Below are 14755 nucleotides of genomic sequence, written 5' to 3' on the forward strand. Positions count from 1 at the left end.
AGGATGGCGCTCAGGTGATGAGGGTCATTGTCCGAAAACGTTCGCGAGCAAGCTCGCTCCTACGAATAACACCCGCTCACGCCCTGTAGGAGCGAGCTTGCTCGCGAACCCGCACGGCACGGTGCAACCTGGCAGAACACTGCGCTCCAGATATCCCCCAGAAGGTCAGTCGAGCGAAATGCTGCAGACGCGCATCAACGCAGGATGGCGTGGTGCGCAGCGATACCCATCATTGGAGGCAAGCAGCCGCTTGGGTACCGCTGTCCACCGTCAGAGTCAATTCGCGTAACGCTTGCGGTACTCGCCCGGCGAAACCCCGAACCGGCCCTTGAACGCCGTGGAGAAGTAGCTCGAATCGGAGAAGCCCCAGGCATAGCCGAGCGCCGACAGCTTCTGCTCGAACTGGGCGTTGCGCAGGGTTTCGGCGCAGAAGTCCAGGCGGCGGTTCTTGATGTACTGCGCCACCACCAGGCCCTTCTTGGCGAACATGCGGTACAGGCCGCGCACCGAGATGCCCACCTCACGGGCGATCAGCTCCGGACAGAGCTCTTCGGCACCGATGTGCTGGTCGATGAAGGCCGTGGCCTTGCGGAACATGCGTTCGTGGTTGTCCTGCTCGGCGTCCTGGCTGGCCAGCGCGGGGCGCAGCAGGGTCACCAGCGCGTCCAGGGTCGCCTCGCTTTCCAGCATGCCGAGGCTTTCCTGCTGGCTGGTCTCGACGATCAGGCGGTTGGCGAGCACGGCGATCGGCGAGCTGGCCGGGATCTTCGACGCGCAGGTCACTTCCGACATGCGCAGGCCGCGCTCGATCACCTGGCGCGGCAGGATCAGCGAGAGCTGCCGGGATTCCTCCAGGTAGGTCATGTCGCTGGGGCGGCTGGCGTCGATCAGGCTGATGTCGCCACGCGACAGCTCCACGCGGTTGTCGCCCTGCTCCAGGCGCGAGCGCCCTTCGAGCTGGAACACCGCGTAATAGTGCCCGCCGGCACTGGAGCCGACTTCCTTGCTGGTCCGGTACAGATGCACCTGGGCCATGTCGACCACGGAAAGCTTGATCGCACCGCCCTGGTATTCGCGCAACCGTCCATGGAACTGGGGGCCGAGGGTGCGCGCATCGAAACGACCGCACGCCCGGTTGACCTGTCCCAGCCACGCCTCGAAAGCGTCATCCCTCAATGTCGATGAAGAATTCATGACCTGCAAAGCCTCACACGCATTGTTTGTTGTTATTCAGCGACGGCCTCCAGGGCCTGTCGTCATCGTTCGCGGCGCCCCTCTAAACGCAAGGTCGCACCGCGCTGTCTCCACCCTGCAACCGCAGCGTTGCAGAGCGGGAGGCATTTTTCACGCCAACTCCTGTCAGTTCAATCCGCCGAAACGCTTATAGAAGCTTTCCCCGACGTCCGGCAGCGGGCCGTCGGCGGTCTCCAGGTTGCGGTTCAGCCAGTCCTCGGCCTTGGCGTGGATCAGTCGGTAGATGTTGCGGCACAGCTGACGCGCCGCACGGCCTTCCCAATCACCCGGGAGCAGCTCATCGGGCAGTTGTGGGTCGCGCAGCAGCAGCCGGCGGTATTCGTGGATCAAAAGGGTGCGTGCCAGGAAGCAGTCTTCCGGGCGTAGCTGGTCCTGCTCGCGCAGTGCCTGCCAGAGCGGGCGGAACAGCTGGATGAATTCGCTGTAGTGCTGGCCGAGTTCGTCGATTTTCCAGCTCTCGCGCACCTGCATGCGCATGGCGCGGGAGGCCAGCACATCCTGGGCGCGGGTTTCGAAGACGATGCTGTCGTCGGCCACATCCAGGTCCTGCAGGGTTGCCATGACATCGCTGCGGTCGGCCCGCGGGCAGGCCATGACAGTCGGCGAGATGGCACCGAAGCCTTGCCACTCCAACTCCTCGCGTACCTGCTTGCGCTTGTCGGCGGCGATCTGCGAGAGCATCACCAGGGTCCAGGAGCCGTCCCAGGCCGGCAGGCTGGAGCTGTAGACGCGCTTGAAGGCCTTTTCGAACCGCCGCCGGCCGGTGCCGGTCAGGCTGTAGTAGCTGCGCCGGCCGACCTTCTCGGCGGTCAGCCAGTCTTCCTTGGTCAGGCGGAAGATCGACGTACGGATCAGCCGCTCATTGATGCCAAAGGGTTCCAGCAAATTGATCAGGCTGCCCAGCCAGACGGTGCCGCCATGGGGCTCGATGGCATCGCCATACAGGGTGATGATCAGCGAACTGGCGCGGATCGGCGTCTGTTCCTGGAAGCGATTGATCAGCTGATTCAGCGGTGCTAGAGCGGTCATGGCACGTTGCGCAGTCGAAGGAGCGGCGACTATACCTGCCCGTCGCACCGCCTGGCCATTGGAGCGAACCCCAGTACTCATGCGCCCTTCCCTACCCCGGCCCCGACTTTGGGGCGGAACCCGGAGTCGCCCAGGCGCGGGCGCTCTTCTTCTACCTCCGCCAGCGGCTGGCATTCCACGAGGCTTTCGATGCAACGCTTGGCCAGGGCCTGGTACTCCTCGGTGCCACGGCGCTTCCAGGCGATCTCTTCGTCGCTCAGGCTTCGCTTGACGCTGGCCGGTGCGCCCATCACCAGACTTTGCGCGACGCATTCGAACTTCGCTTTGACGAACGCGGCAGCTGAAACGATGGAGCGCGCGCCAATCTGCGCGTAATCCATCACCACGGCGTTCATTCCCACCAGGGCGTCCTCGCCGATGCGGCAACCGTGCAGCACGGCGCCATGGCCGATGTGGCCGTTGCGCTCGACCACGGTGTCACTGTCCGGGAAGCCGTGCATGACGCAGGTGTCCTGAAGGTTCGCGCCTTCTTCGAGGACGATCCGCCCGAAATCACCGCGCAGAGCCGCCAACGGGCCGACATAGCAGCCAGGGCCGATGATGACGTCGCCGATCAGCACGGCAGTGGGATGGACATAGGCGGTCGGGTGAACGACCGGGCGCACGCCTTCGAGGCTGTAGCAGGGCATCAGTTTCTCCTGCGGTACTGCCGGCACTCCGGCATCACCGCACAAAGCGATTTGTTCTTTTGCAAATCTTGTATCACATCAAAGCTGAAGCCTCCAATCGAAATCTGCCGTATCACGTTCACCAGGTACCAACGGGACGCAAGAATGGCTTACAAGACCAGCAAATACGCGTCAAAAGCGTAGGAACTCGATGGGGCTCCGTACTCGCTCAGTGGCACCCGCAGAAATACTTTAGACACGCGATTCAACTTTCGTAGTTGTTTTTCCGTATCACTTTAAGCCTATACTGCGAGAAGGCCGGAGACGGGCCATGCCTGCCTCCCACAATTCCAATACAGCCGGCCATGAAGCCGTGCGTGCAGCCTGAGGACGATGTCATGCCTCGCACCCTTGCCGTTCAGATGCCTGAAGCGGGCGTCCGCCTGATTACCCTGCAGCGTCCCGAGGCGCTGAATGCACTGAACACCGAACTGCTCGGCGAACTCGCCGCCGAACTCGAGGCCGCCGAGCTGGACAGCGAAACCCGCGCCGTGGTCATTACCGGCAGCCGCAAGGCCTTCGCCGCCGGGGCCGACATCAAGGAGATGGCCGAGCGCGACCTGATCGGCATCCTCAATGATCCGCGTGTCGGTTACTGGCAACGCATCGCCGCCTTCTCCAAACCACTGATCGCCGCTGTCAACGGCTTTGCCCTGGGCGGCGGCTGCGAGCTGGCGATGCACGCCGACATCCTCGTTGCCGGCGAAGACGCTCGCTTCGGCCAGCCGGAAATCAACCTCGGCATCATGCCCGGCGCTGGCGGCACCCAACGCCTGCTGCGCGCCGTGGGCAAGCCGCTGGCGATGCAGATGGTCCTTACCGGCGAGGCCATCGACGCCCGCCACGCCCAGCGCGCCGGCCTGGTCAGCGAAGTCACCCAACCCGAATTCACCGTCGAGCGCGCCCTGCAGATCGCCCGCAGCATCGCCGCCAAGGCGCCGCTGGCCGTGCGCCTGGCCAAGGAAGCGCTGCTCAAGGCCCAGGACACCGACCTGGCCAGCGGTCTGCGCTTCGAACGCCACGCCTTCACCCTGCTGGCCGGCACCGCCGACCGAAACGAAGGCATCCGCGCCTTCCAGGAAAAGCGCAAACCGGTCTACGAAGGCCGCTGAGCGCCAGCCCCCTTTCTCTTCTGGCAAAAGCCTGCCCATTGATGGAGCGAGTCCGCCCATGAACTTCGAGCACATCCTGTTTTCCATCGAGGACGGCGTCGCCCTCCTCAGCCTGAACCGCCCGGAGCAGCTGAACAGCTTCAACACCGCCATGCACGGCGAAGTGCGCGAAGCACTCAAGCAGGTCCGGCAGAACCCGGAAGCCCGCGTCCTGCTGCTGACTGGCGAAGGTCGCGGCTTCTGTGCAGGTCAGGACCTGTCCGACCGCAACGTTGCGCCCGGCGCAGAGGTGCCCGACCTGGGCCAGTCCATCGAGCAGTTCTACAACCCGCTGATCCGCATCCTGCGCGACCTGCCGCTGCCGGTCATCTGTGCGGTCAACGGCGTGGCGGCCGGCGCCGGCGCGAACATCCCGCTGGCCTGCGACCTGGTGCTGGCGGCGCGTTCGGCCAGCTTCATCCAGGCGTTCTGCAAGATCGGCCTGATCCCAGACTCCGGCGGTACCTGGACCCTGCCCCGCCTGGTCGGCATGGCCCGCGCCAAGGCACTTGCCCTGCTGGGCAATCGTCTGACCGCCGAGCAGGCCGAGCAGTGGGGCCTGATCTACCAGGTGGTGGATGACGCCAACCTGCGCGAGGAAGCGCTCAAGCTCGCTCGCCATCTGGCCACCCAGCCGACCTACGGCCTGGCGCTGATCAAGCGCAGCCTCAACGCCAGCCTGAACAACAGTTTCGACGAGCAGCTGGAACTGGAGCGCGACCTGCAGCGCCTGGCCGGCCGCAGCGAGGACTACCGCGAGGGCGTGTCCGCCTTCATGGAAAAACGCACCCCCAGCTTCAAGGGCCGCTGATCGATGAGCGCACTTTCGAACGACGCAAAAGTCGCGGTGATTGGCGCCGGCGCCATGGGCGCGGGTATCGCCCAGGTCGCCGCCCAGGCCGGCCATTCGGTGAAGCTCTACGACAACCGCCCCGGCGCTGCCGCCCAGGCGATCGATGGCATCGATCGCCAGCTCGGCCGGCTGGTGGAAAAAGGCAAACTGGACGCCGAAGCCCGCAGCGCCATCGTCGCGCGCCTGCAACCGGTGGAAGCCATCGAGGCGCTGGCCGACTCGAAGCTGGTAATCGAAGCCATCGTCGAGAACCTGGAGGTCAAGCGCAGCCTGTTCCAGCAGCTGGAAGCGCTGTGCGGCGACGACTGCATCCTCGCCAGCAACACCTCCTCACTGTCCATCACCAGCCTTGCTGCCAGCCTCAAACGCCCGCAGCAGGTGGTCGGCATGCACTTCTTCAACCCGGCGCCGCTGATGGCGCTGGTAGAGATCGTCTCCGGTCTCGCCACCGATCCGGCTCTGGCCGACAGCCTGTATGCCACCTCGCTGGCCTGGGGCAAGAAACCGGTCCACACCAGGTCGACCCCCGGCTTCATCGTCAACCGCGTGGCGCGCCCGTTCTACGCCGAAAGCCTGCGCCTGCTGCAGGAAGGCGCTGCCGACTGCGCCACGCTGGATGCGTTGATGCGCGATGCCGGCGGCTTCCGCATGGGCGCCTTCGAGCTGACTGACCTCATCGGCCATGACGTCAACTACGCCGTGACCTGCTCGGTGTTCGCGGCCTACTACGGCGACTTCCGCTTCCAGCCTTCGCTGATCCAGAAGGAGCTGGTGGATGCCGGCCGCTTCGGTCGCAAGAGCGGCCGTGGCTTCTACGACTACGCCGAAGGCGCCGAGCGCCCGCAGCCGGCCAGCCTGAGCAGCAGCACCAGCGTCACTTCCTGCGTACTGGAAGGTGATCTGGGCGTCGCCCAGCCGTTGATCCAGCGCCTGAAAGAAGCCGGCATCGAGATTATCCAGCGCGCCGGCAATGGCCTGCTGCGCGTCGGTGATGCAGTGATCGCCCTATCCGACGGCCGCCTCGCCAGCCAGCGCGCCCGGGAGGACGGCCTGCGCAACCTGGTGCTGATCGACCTCGCGCTGGATTACACCAAAGCTTCGCGGCTCGGCATCTCCTGCTCGGTGGACACCACGCCCGATGCGCTGGACCAGGCTGTCGCCCTGCTGGCCAAGGCCGGAATCGCCGCCAGCCGCCTGAGCGACACTCCCGGTCTCGCCGTGCTGCGCACCGTCGCCATGCTCGCCAACGAGGGCGCGGATGCCGTGCTGCAAGGCGTCGGTAGCGCCGGCGACATCGACCTCGCCATGCGCGCCGGCGTGAACTACCCGCAAGGCCCGCTGGCCTGGGCCGGGCAGATCGGCATTGGCAACGTGCTGCACGTGCTGGACAACCTGCAGGCCGCCTACGGCGAGGATCGCTATCGCCCTTCCCTGCTGCTCCGCCGTCTGCACGCCGAAGGGAGAGCTTTCCATGACTGACGCCAGCCAACTGGCTCGCGCCTGCGCCGAAGCCATGTACGAGCGCGACCAGGCCACCCGGCGCATGGGCATCCAGCTGCTGGATGCCGGCCCCGGCAGTTCGAAACTGTCGATGCGCGTGCGTGAAGACATGATCCAGGGCCACGGCACCTGCCACGGCGGCTATCTGTTCGCCCTGGCCGACTCGGCCTTCGCCTTCGCCTGCAACAGCTACAACGACGCCACCGTCGCCATCGGTTGCAGCATCGATTACGTGGCGCCGGCGCGCGAGGGCGACGAGCTGATCGCCAGCGCCTGCGAGCAGAGCCGCAGCGGCCGCACCGGCAACTACGACGTGCGCATCGAGAATTCCCAGGGGCAACTGATCGCCCTGTTCCACGGCAAATCCTACAAAGTGCGCGGCACCGTGCTGGCGCAGGAGACCTCCGAATGACCGACCTCACTGACGCCCTGATCATCGACGCCGTGCGCACGCCGATTGGCCGCTACGCCGGTGCCCTGTCCGGCGTGCGTGCCGACGACCTCGCGGCGATCCCGATGAAGGCCCTGATGCAGCGCCACCCGGAGCTGGACTGGAGCGCCATCGACGATGTGATCTTTGGCTGTGCCAACCAGGCTGGCGAAGACAACCGCAACGTCGCCCACATGGCCTCGCTGCTGGCCGGCCTGCCGGTCACCGTACCGGGCACTACGCTGAACCGCCTGTGCGGCTCCGGCCTTGACGCCGTGGGCAGCGCCGCACGCGCCCTGCGCTGCGGCGAAGCGGGCCTGATGCTGGCCGGCGGCGTGGAATCCATGTCGCGCGCGCCGTTCGTGATGGGCAAGTCCGAGCAGGCCTTTGGCCGCAGCGCGGAAATCTTCGACACCACCATCGGCTGGCGCTTCGTCAACAAGCTGATGAAAAAGCAGTTCGGCATCGACTCCATGCCGGAAACCGCCGAGAACGTCGCCGAGCAGTTCAACATCAGTCGCGAAGACCAGGACGCCTTCGCCCTGCGCAGCCAGCACAAGGCCGCCGCCGCCCAGGCCAATGGCCGCCTGGCGAAGGAAATCGTCCCGGTGGAAATACCCCAGCGCAAAGGCCCGGCCAAGGTGGTCGAGCAGGACGAACACCCGCGCGGCGACACCACCCTGGAGCAACTGGCCAAGCTCGGCACGCCGTTCCGCGAAGACGGCAGCGTCACCGCCGGCAATGCCTCGGGCGTCAACGACGGCGCCTGCGCGCTGCTGATGGCCTCCCCGGCCGCCGCCGCGCGTCATGGCCTGAAGGCCCGCGCCCGCGTGGTCGCCATGGCCACTGCAGGCGTCGAGCCGCGGATCATGGGCATCGGCCCGGTACCGGCGACCCGCAAGGTGCTGGAGCTGGCCGGCCTGTCGCTGAACGACATGGACGTGATCGAGCTCAACGAAGCCTTCGCCGCCCAGGGCCTCGCCGTGCTGCGCGAGCTGGGCCTGAAGGACGACGACGCGCGAGTGAACCCCAACGGCGGCGCCATCGCCCTCGGCCACCCGCTGGGCATGAGCGGTGCGCGCCTGGTCACCACCGCCCTGCATGAGCTAGAGGAGCGCGGCGGCCGCTACGCCCTGTGCACCATGTGCATCGGCGTCGGCCAGGGTATTGCCCTGATCATCGAACGAATCTGATCCATCGGCGGGATCGAACCCCGCGCCGCCAGTCGCCTTTCAGTACCGACTGACACGCAGAGCAAAGTCTCTGGCAGGGGTTCGAATCCTTCCGCGAACGGGGGCGCTATGCTGCTCCCATGACACTCGCAGCCCTTACCGGCTGGCGTACAAGAACAAATCGAGTGAACCCATGAACATGTACCATGATGCCGAACGTGCCCTGCTTGACCCGATGGAGACCGCCAGTGTCGACGAGCTGCGCCAGCACCAGCTGGAGCGCCTGCGCTGGAGCCTCAAGCATGCCCACGACAACGTCCCGCTGTACCAGAAGCGCTTCGCCGAGGCTGGCGTACACCCGGACGACCTGACCTCCCTCGACGATCTCGCCAAGTTCCCCTTCACCGGCAAGAACGACCTGCGCGACAACTACCCCTACGGCATGTTCGCCGTGCCGCAGAACGAGATCGTGCGTCTGCACGCGTCCAGCGGCACCACCGGCAAACCCACGGTGGTCGGCTACACGCAGAACGACATCGACACCTGGGCCAACGTGGTCGCGCGCTCCATCCGCGCCGCCGGCGGCCGCAAGGGTGACAAGGTGCACGTATCCTACGGCTACGGCCTGTTCACCGGCGGCCTCGGCGCGCACTACGGCGCCGAGCGTCTGGGCTGCACCGTGATCCCGATGTCCGGCGGCCAGACCGAGAAGCAGGTCCAGCTGATCCGCGACTTCCAGCCAGACATCATCATGGTCACCCCGTCCTACATGCTCAATATCGCCGACGAGATCGAGCGCCAGGGCGTCGACCCGCACAGCCTCAAGCTGCGCCTGGGCATCTTCGGCGCCGAGCCGTGGACCGCCGAGCTGCGCCGCGCCGTGGAAGAGCGCATGGGCATCACCGCCCTGGACATCTACGGCCTCTCGGAAATCATGGGCCCGGGCGTGGCCATGGAGTGCGCCGAGACCAAGGACGGCCCGACCGTCTGGGAAGACCACTTCTACCCCGAGATCATCGACCCAGCCACCGGCGCCGTACTACCCGACGGCGAATACGGCGAGCTGGTGTTCACCTCGCTGTCCAAAGAAGCGCTGCCGATGATCCGCTACCGCACCCGCGACCTGACCCGCCTGCTGCCGGGCACTGCGCGACCGATGCGGCGGATCGACAAGATCACCGGGCGCAGTGACGACATGCTGATCATCCGCGGCGTCAACGTCTTCCCGACCCAGGTCGAGGAGCAGGTGCTGAAGATCAAGCAGCTTGCCGAGTGTTACGAGATCCACCTGCACCGCAACGGCAACCTCGACTGCATCGACATCCACGTCGAACTGCGCCACGACCTGCAGGGCCTGTCGGCGGACGAGCAGAAGGCCATCGGCAACGAACTGGGCAAGCAGATCAAGACCCACATCGGCATCAGCGCCCGCGTGCTGGTGCAACCTTCCCACAGCCTCAAGCGCTCGGAAGGCAAGGCCTGCCACGTGTACGACAACCAGCCCAAGGGCTGATTGGTCCGCGTCGTCAAAAGGCCCCGCTTCGGTGGGGCTTTTTGCTTTTTCGCTTTTTCGCTTTTTGTAGGAGCGAGCTTGCTCGCGAACCCGCCCAACACCCACGCCACCGACAAGACCGTTCGCGAGCAAGCTCGCTCCTACAGGTCTCATGACACACCGGCGCGAGAATCCCCAGCCCAGGAATCACTCGCCACACCGACCACCCGTCGCCTCACCACCGGTCGCTGTCGATTTCCCGCCGCACCCTTCGACTATCCCTCAAAGGCAGGCGGCATCCGGCCGTCCACCCACCCGCAGGAGATGAACGATGAACTATGTCGATGGCTTCCTCGTACCGGTGCCCACCGCCAGTCGCGAGCGCTACATAGAGGTCGCACGCAAGGCGGCGGCGATGTTCAAGGAATATGGCGCGCTCAGCATCGTCGAGTGCTGGGGTAACGACGTGCCCGAGGGCAAGGTGACCTCCTTCCCCATGGCGGTGAAACTCAAGGAAGACGAAACCGTGGTGTTCTCCTGGATCACCTGGCCCAGCAAGGAGGCGCGGGACACGGGCATGAAGAAGTTCATGGAAGACCCGCGGATGAAGACCGAATTCAGCGACATGCCCTTCGACGGGCAGCGCATGATCTTTGGTGGATTCGAGGTGATCGTCCAGGCCTGACGCCCTCCGGCTCTTCGTAGGAGCGAGCTTGCTCGCGAACCATGCTTTCCGGCAGCTAAGGAATCAGGGTTCGCGAGCAAGCTCGCTCCTACTACCCCGCCATAAACCCTGCTTTAACCATCGCCAAAATTAAATTTACGTATCATTTCATCGATTTCCTAGCTACTCCGCGCGCCCTAAAATTCGCCCCACTCAGCTCTCAGCATTCCAACACAATTACTGCTTTTCCCCGATTTTAATCGCGTAAATCTGAGATTTCTCGATTTATTCCGCTCGACCACGCCCTTCAGAAGCCCGCGATCCGATACAAAAATCATTTACGACACATCATTTATTGTTAGACATCCATTTCTGTATCATTTAAAAATACAGCCATGGCCAAGGCCGTCCCACGAACAAGACAAAAGGCTGGAGACACAGCATGTACGCACAACTGGTTGAGACCGGCGTGAAGCGCATCAAGGCGCTGGAGGAGATGTCCCCCGAGGAACGCGCCTTCCAGGAAAAGATCGATGCCGAGATCAAGATCGAAGCGAAGAACTGGATGCCCGACGCCTACCGTCAAACCCTGATCCGGCAGATTTCCCAGCATGCGCACTCCGAGATTGTCGGCATGCTGCCCGAGGGCAACTGGGTGACCCGCGCACCGACCTTGAAGCGCAAGCTGCAACTGATGGCGAAGATCCAGGACGAAGCCGGCCACGGCCTCTACCTCTACAGCGCCATGGAAACCCTGGGCGCCGACCGTGACACCGAGATCGCCAAGCTGCACGCTGGCCGCGCCAAGTACTCGAGCATCTTCAACTATCCGACGCTGAACTGGGCCGACATGGGCGCGGTGGGCTGGCTGGTGGATGGCGCGGCGATCGTCAACCAGGTGGTGCTCCAGCGCACCTCCTACGGCCCCTACTCGCGCGCCATGATCCGTATCTGCAAGGAAGAGAGCTTCCACCAGCGCCAGGGCTACGAAATCCTCCTGACCATGATGCGCCACGGCAACCAGGCGCAGAAGGACATGGTCCAGGACGCCATCAACCGCCTCTGGTGGCCGGCCCTGATGATGTTCGGCCCGAGCGACACCGACTCACCCAACAGCGCCCAGTCCATGGCCTGGAAGATCAAGCGGCAGAGCAACGACGAACTGCGCCAGCGCTTCGTCGACCAGACCGTGCCGCAGCTCGAACTGCTCGGCTGCACCGCGCCGGACCCGGACCTGAAGTGGAACGAGGAACGCGGCCACTACGACTTCGGCGACATCCAGTGGGAAGAGTTCTACGAAGTGCTCAAGGGCAACGGCCCGTGCAACACCGAGCGCGTCGCCACCCGCCGCAAAGCCATCGAAGACGGCGCCTGGGTCCGCGAAGCCGCGGTCGCCTACGCCCGCAAACAACAACAGAAAAAAGACGCCGCCTAATTCCGCCTCTGAGCTAGCGAGCTAGAGCAGAACTAGGCGGAAACAGGCACGGGCCTGTTTCCAACGACGTTATGCCGACGCGCAGCGGCTCATGCCTGATAAGCAGGAGAACACCATGAGTGAGTGGACTTTGTTCGAAGTATTTGTCCGTAGCAAACACGGCCTGAACCACAAGCATGTCGGCAGCGTTCATGCCGCCGACGCCGCCATGGCCATCGAGAATGCCCGCGAGCTGTACACCCGCCGCAACGAAGGCGTGAGCCTGTGGGTCGTGCCCTCCGCGCTGATCACCGCCTCTTCCCCCGACGAGAAGGACCCGCTGTTCGATCCATCGCAGGACAAGGTCTACCGCCACGCCAGCTTCTACGAGCTGCCGCCCGAAGTCGGCCACATGTGAGATGCGTGTAATGAACAACGACAAGATCGAATACCTGCTGCGCCTCGCCGACAGCGCCCTGATCCAGGGCCAGCGCCTGTGCGAATGGTGCGGCCACGCTCCGGCGCTGGAAGAAGAACTGGCACTGATGAACGTCGGCCTCGACCTGGTGGGCCAGGCGCGCAACTGGTACGAGTACGCCGTGGAACTGCTGGACGACGGCCGTGACGCCGATGCCCTGGCCTTCCGCCGTGACGAGCGCGCCTTCCGCAACCTGCTGCTGGTGGAACAACCCAACGGCGACTTCGCCGTCACCATCACCAAGCAGTTTCTCTATGACGCCTGGCACTTCCACGTGCTGCACGCCCTGAGCAGCTCCAGCGACGAGCGCATCGCCGCCATCGCCGCCAAGGGCCTGAAGGAAGTCACCTACCACCTGCGCCGCTCCTCCGAATGGGTGCAGCGCCTGGGTGACGGTACCGAGCAGAGCCATGCACGCATGCTCGCGGCCATCCCGCAGGTTTGGCGCTTTACCGTCGAGCTGTGCAATGCCGATGACGTCGAGCAGCGCCTGTTCGAAACCGGCGTCGCAGCAAATCCGACCGAGCTGGCCAGCGCCTGGAAGTCCAAGGTCGCCGACATCTTTGCCGCCGCAACCCTGCCGCTGCCCGAGCCTGCGGTGAATTTCTACCTCAGCGGCCGCCGCGGCCTGCACACCGAGCACCTGGGCATTCTCCTCGCCGAAATGCAGTTCCTCCAGCGGGCCTACCCCGATGCAACCTGGTGAGCTGATTACCAGCGATCGCGGCGCACGTGCCGGCACGGCTGACGACCTCAGCCGCGCCTGGAACGTGCTCGGCGCGGTGATGGACCCGGAAGTGCCGGTGGTCAGCGTGGTCGATCTGGGCATCGTGCGCGGGCTCGACTGGCAGGACGGGCACCTGCACGTGGTGGTCACCCCCACCTACTCCGGCTGCCCGGCCACCGAGATCATCGAGCAGGACATCCAGCACGCCCTGGAACACGCAGGCTTCGCCGCGCCGCAACTGGAGCGCCGGCTGAGCCCGGCCTGGACCACCGACTGGATCAGCGACGAGGGCCGCCAAGCGCTGCGCGACTACGGCATCGCCCCGCCGGCCGGCAGCACCAGCAAGCGCAGCCTGCTCGGCGAGACCCCGGAAGTGCGCTGCCCGCAGTGCGGCAGCCTGCACACCGAGCAGCTCAGCCAGTTCGGCTCCACGGCCTGCAAGGCGCTTTACCGCTGCGTCGATTGCCGTGAGCCCTTCGATTACTTCAAGTGCATCTGAGCGGCGGCGCCGCCGGAGAAGAATAATGAGCAAGTTCCACAGCCTGAAAATCAAGGAAGTGCGCGCCGAAACCCGCGACGCCGTGTCCATCGCCTTCGACGTCCCGGCGGACCTGGCCGACAGCTTCCGCTTCCAGCACGGCCAGCACCTGGTCATGCGCACCCAGCTGGACGGCGAGGAAGTGCGCCGCTCCTATTCCATCTGCAGCGGCGTGAATGACGGCGAACTGCGCGTGGCCATCAAGCGCGTACCGGGTGGACGTTTCTCTGCCTACGCAAACGAGGGGCTGAAAGTCGGCGCCAGCCTGGAAGTCATGCCGCCGGCTGGCCACTTCAATGTCGAACTGGACCCGGCGCGCCATGGCAACTACCTGGCGGTCGCCGCCGGCAGCGGCATCACGCCGATCCTGTCGATCATCAAGACGACCCTGGAAACCGAGCCGAACAGCCGCGTCACCCTGCTCTACGGCAACCGCTCCAGCAACGCCGCAATGTTCCGCGAACAGCTCGAGGACCTGAAGAACCGCTACCTGCAGCGCCTCAACCTGATCTTCGTGTTCAGCCGCGAGCAGCAGGACGTCGACCTGTACAACGGCCGCATCGACGCCGACAAGTGCGGCCAGCTGTTCAGCCGCTGGCTCGACGTCAAGAGCCTGGATGCCGCCTTCATCTGCGGCCCGCAGGCGATGACCGAGACCGTCCGCGACCAGCTCAAGGGCAATGGCATGCCCGCCGAGCGCATCCACTTCGAACTGTTCGCCGCCGCTGGCAGCAACGAGAAACGCGAAGCCCGCCAGGCCGCCGCCGCGACCGACAGCGCGAAGAGCCAGATCACCGTGATCAGCGATGGCCGCGAGCTGTCCTTCGAGCTGGCCCGCAACAGCGTCAGCGTGCTTGACGCCGGCAACGAGCACGGCGCCGAACTGCCCTACTCCTGCAAGGCCGGTGTGTGCTCGACCTGCAAGTGCAAGGTGGTTTCCGGGGAGGTGGAGATGGACAGCAACTTCGCCCTGGAGGATTACGAAGTCGCGGCCGGCTACGTGCTGAGCTGCCAGGCGTACCCGATCAGCGACAGCGTGGTGCTCGATTTCGACCAGCTCTGATCCAGAGCCTGCAGGAGCGAGCTTGCTCGCGAACCGATCGACGCCGGCGTTGAGGTGAAATCGATCGCGGACAGAGTCCGCTCCTACCCAAAGCCGATCCCCGCGTAGGAGCGGACTCGTCCGCGATCGCTCCCCCGGGACACTGAAACAACAGAATGCGGTTCGCGAGCAAGCTCGCTCCTACAAGAAAGAAGGCTCCACCGCCAGCGGCCCACAAGGCCCCTGGCGGACCTAATCCGGCGGCCTCGTACCGCCAATTGGC

15 protein-coding genes are annotated in these 14755 nt (G+C 64.9%); 12 read left to right on the top strand and 3 right to left on the bottom strand.

Features of this window, described 5'->3' with window-relative positions; all coding sequences use genetic code 11:
• Nucleotides 1-276 precede the first annotated feature (276 nt).
• From feaR to paaY, 3 genes are all read right to left on the bottom strand, one after another.
• Nucleotides 277-1194 carry a transcriptional regulator FeaR gene (feaR, locus tag ACNFH5_RS25035; RefSeq protein ID WP_138523879.1) on the bottom strand — a complete coding sequence of 306 codons (918 nt, stop codon included), beginning with the start codon at nucleotides 1192-1194 and terminating at the stop codon, nucleotides 277-279.
• Between the two features lie 165 nt (nucleotides 1195-1359).
• Complete coding sequence (gene paaX, locus ACNFH5_RS25040) at nucleotides 1360-2283, bottom strand: phenylacetic acid degradation operon negative regulatory protein PaaX (RefSeq protein WP_416750686.1); 924 nt, start codon at nucleotides 2281-2283, stop codon at nucleotides 1360-1362.
• Between the two features lie 77 nt (nucleotides 2284-2360).
• Nucleotides 2361-2972, bottom strand: coding sequence for a phenylacetic acid degradation protein PaaY (gene paaY, locus ACNFH5_RS25045; RefSeq protein ID WP_416750688.1), 612 nt, complete (start codon nucleotides 2970-2972; stop codon nucleotides 2361-2363).
• A gap of 377 nt (nucleotides 2973-3349) precedes the next feature.
• On the opposite strand from paaY, the gene paaF reads away from it, so the two are divergent.
• The 12 genes from paaF (at nucleotide 3350) to paaE (ending at nucleotide 14493) form a co-directional block, all read left to right on the top strand.
• Nucleotides 3350-4123 (top strand): 2,3-dehydroadipyl-CoA hydratase PaaF, encoded by a 774-nt coding sequence (paaF, locus tag ACNFH5_RS25050; RefSeq protein WP_416750690.1) that lies wholly within the window; start codon nucleotides 3350-3352, stop codon nucleotides 4121-4123.
• 58 nt (nucleotides 4124-4181) lie between these two features.
• On the top strand, nucleotides 4182-4973 hold the full coding sequence (gene paaG, locus ACNFH5_RS25055) for a 2-(1,2-epoxy-1,2-dihydrophenyl)acetyl-CoA isomerase PaaG (RefSeq protein ID WP_416750692.1): 792 nt from the start codon (nucleotides 4182-4184) through the stop codon (nucleotides 4971-4973).
• Between the two features lie 3 nt (nucleotides 4974-4976).
• Nucleotides 4977-6494, top strand: coding sequence for a 3-hydroxyacyl-CoA dehydrogenase PaaH (gene paaH / locus ACNFH5_RS25060; RefSeq protein WP_416750694.1), 1518 nt, complete (start codon nucleotides 4977-4979; stop codon nucleotides 6492-6494).
• Nucleotides 6487-6927 carry a hydroxyphenylacetyl-CoA thioesterase PaaI gene (gene paaI, locus ACNFH5_RS25065; RefSeq protein WP_416750696.1) on the top strand — a complete coding sequence of 147 codons (441 nt, stop codon included), beginning with the start codon at nucleotides 6487-6489 and terminating at the stop codon, nucleotides 6925-6927. The genes paaH and paaI overlap by 8 nt, the downstream gene beginning before the upstream one ends.
• Nucleotides 6924-8138 (top strand): 3-oxoadipyl-CoA thiolase, encoded by a 1215-nt coding sequence (gene pcaF, locus ACNFH5_RS25070; RefSeq protein ID WP_045217563.1) that lies wholly within the window; start codon nucleotides 6924-6926, stop codon nucleotides 8136-8138. Before paaI ends, pcaF begins: the two co-directional genes overlap by 4 nt.
• Before the next feature lie 172 nt (nucleotides 8139-8310).
• A complete protein-coding gene (gene paaK / locus ACNFH5_RS25075; protein ID WP_416750699.1) occupies nucleotides 8311-9630 on the top strand; it encodes a phenylacetate--CoA ligase PaaK in 1320 nt (439 codons plus the stop codon).
• Nucleotides 9631-9940: 310 nt separating this feature from the next.
• The gene (locus ACNFH5_RS25080) at nucleotides 9941-10294 is read left to right on the top strand and encodes a DUF1428 domain-containing protein (protein WP_416750701.1); all 354 of its coding nucleotides are present in this window, start codon (nucleotides 9941-9943) and stop codon (nucleotides 10292-10294) included.
• A 421-nt stretch (nucleotides 10295-10715) separates the two neighbouring features.
• Entirely contained in the window at nucleotides 10716-11708 is a 993-nt protein-coding gene (paaA, locus tag ACNFH5_RS25085) for a 1,2-phenylacetyl-CoA epoxidase subunit PaaA (protein WP_416750703.1), read from the top strand.
• Between the two features lie 115 nt (nucleotides 11709-11823).
• The gene (gene paaB, locus ACNFH5_RS25090; protein WP_017520939.1) at nucleotides 11824-12105 is read left to right on the top strand and encodes a 1,2-phenylacetyl-CoA epoxidase subunit PaaB; all 282 of its coding nucleotides are present in this window, start codon (nucleotides 11824-11826) and stop codon (nucleotides 12103-12105) included.
• Nucleotides 12106-12115: 10 nt separating this feature from the next.
• On the top strand, nucleotides 12116-12871 hold the full coding sequence (gene paaC, locus ACNFH5_RS25095; protein WP_416750706.1) for a 1,2-phenylacetyl-CoA epoxidase subunit PaaC: 756 nt from the start codon (nucleotides 12116-12118) through the stop codon (nucleotides 12869-12871).
• Complete coding sequence (gene paaD / locus ACNFH5_RS25100; protein ID WP_416750708.1) at nucleotides 12858-13391, top strand: 1,2-phenylacetyl-CoA epoxidase subunit PaaD; 534 nt, start codon at nucleotides 12858-12860, stop codon at nucleotides 13389-13391. Before paaC ends, paaD begins: the two co-directional genes overlap by 14 nt.
• 25 nt (nucleotides 13392-13416) lie before the next feature.
• Complete coding sequence (gene paaE, locus ACNFH5_RS25105; RefSeq protein ID WP_416750710.1) at nucleotides 13417-14493, top strand: 1,2-phenylacetyl-CoA epoxidase subunit PaaE; 1077 nt, start codon at nucleotides 13417-13419, stop codon at nucleotides 14491-14493.
• Nucleotides 14494-14755 lie beyond the last annotated feature (262 nt).

Origin of the sequence: Pseudomonas sp. NY15435, from assembly GCF_048068295.1 — a bacterium.
Lineage (GTDB): Bacteria > Pseudomonadota > Gammaproteobacteria > Pseudomonadales > Pseudomonadaceae > Pseudomonas.

Bases quoted from the DNA above. Each gene is read 5' to 3' on its own strand.
- feaR (WP_138523879.1), bottom strand. From the start codon at position 1,194: ATGAATTCTTCATCGACATTGAGGGATGACGCTTTCGAGGCGTGGCTG.
- paaX (WP_416750686.1), bottom strand. From the start codon at position 2,283: ATGACCGCTCTAGCACCGCTGAATCAGCTGATCAATCGCTTCCAGGAA.
- paaY (WP_416750688.1), bottom strand. From the start codon at position 2,972: ATGCCCTGCTACAGCCTCGAAGGCGTGCGCCCGGTCGTTCACCCGACC.
- paaF (WP_416750690.1), top strand. From the start codon at position 3,350: ATGCCTCGCACCCTTGCCGTTCAGATGCCTGAAGCGGGCGTCCGCCTG.
- paaG (WP_416750692.1), top strand. From the start codon at position 4,182: ATGAACTTCGAGCACATCCTGTTTTCCATCGAGGACGGCGTCGCCCTC.
- paaH (WP_416750694.1), top strand. From the start codon at position 4,977: ATGAGCGCACTTTCGAACGACGCAAAAGTCGCGGTGATTGGCGCCGGC.
- paaI (WP_416750696.1), top strand. From the start codon at position 6,487: ATGACTGACGCCAGCCAACTGGCTCGCGCCTGCGCCGAAGCCATGTAC.
- pcaF (WP_045217563.1), top strand. From the start codon at position 6,924: ATGACCGACCTCACTGACGCCCTGATCATCGACGCCGTGCGCACGCCG.
- paaK (WP_416750699.1), top strand. From the start codon at position 8,311: ATGAACATGTACCATGATGCCGAACGTGCCCTGCTTGACCCGATGGAG.
- ACNFH5_RS25080 (WP_416750701.1), top strand. From the start codon at position 9,941: ATGAACTATGTCGATGGCTTCCTCGTACCGGTGCCCACCGCCAGTCGC.
- paaA (WP_416750703.1), top strand. From the start codon at position 10,716: ATGTACGCACAACTGGTTGAGACCGGCGTGAAGCGCATCAAGGCGCTG.
- paaB (WP_017520939.1), top strand. From the start codon at position 11,824: ATGAGTGAGTGGACTTTGTTCGAAGTATTTGTCCGTAGCAAACACGGC.
- paaC (WP_416750706.1), top strand. From the start codon at position 12,116: ATGAACAACGACAAGATCGAATACCTGCTGCGCCTCGCCGACAGCGCC.
- paaD (WP_416750708.1), top strand. From the start codon at position 12,858: ATGCAACCTGGTGAGCTGATTACCAGCGATCGCGGCGCACGTGCCGGC.
- paaE (WP_416750710.1), top strand. From the start codon at position 13,417: ATGAGCAAGTTCCACAGCCTGAAAATCAAGGAAGTGCGCGCCGAAACC.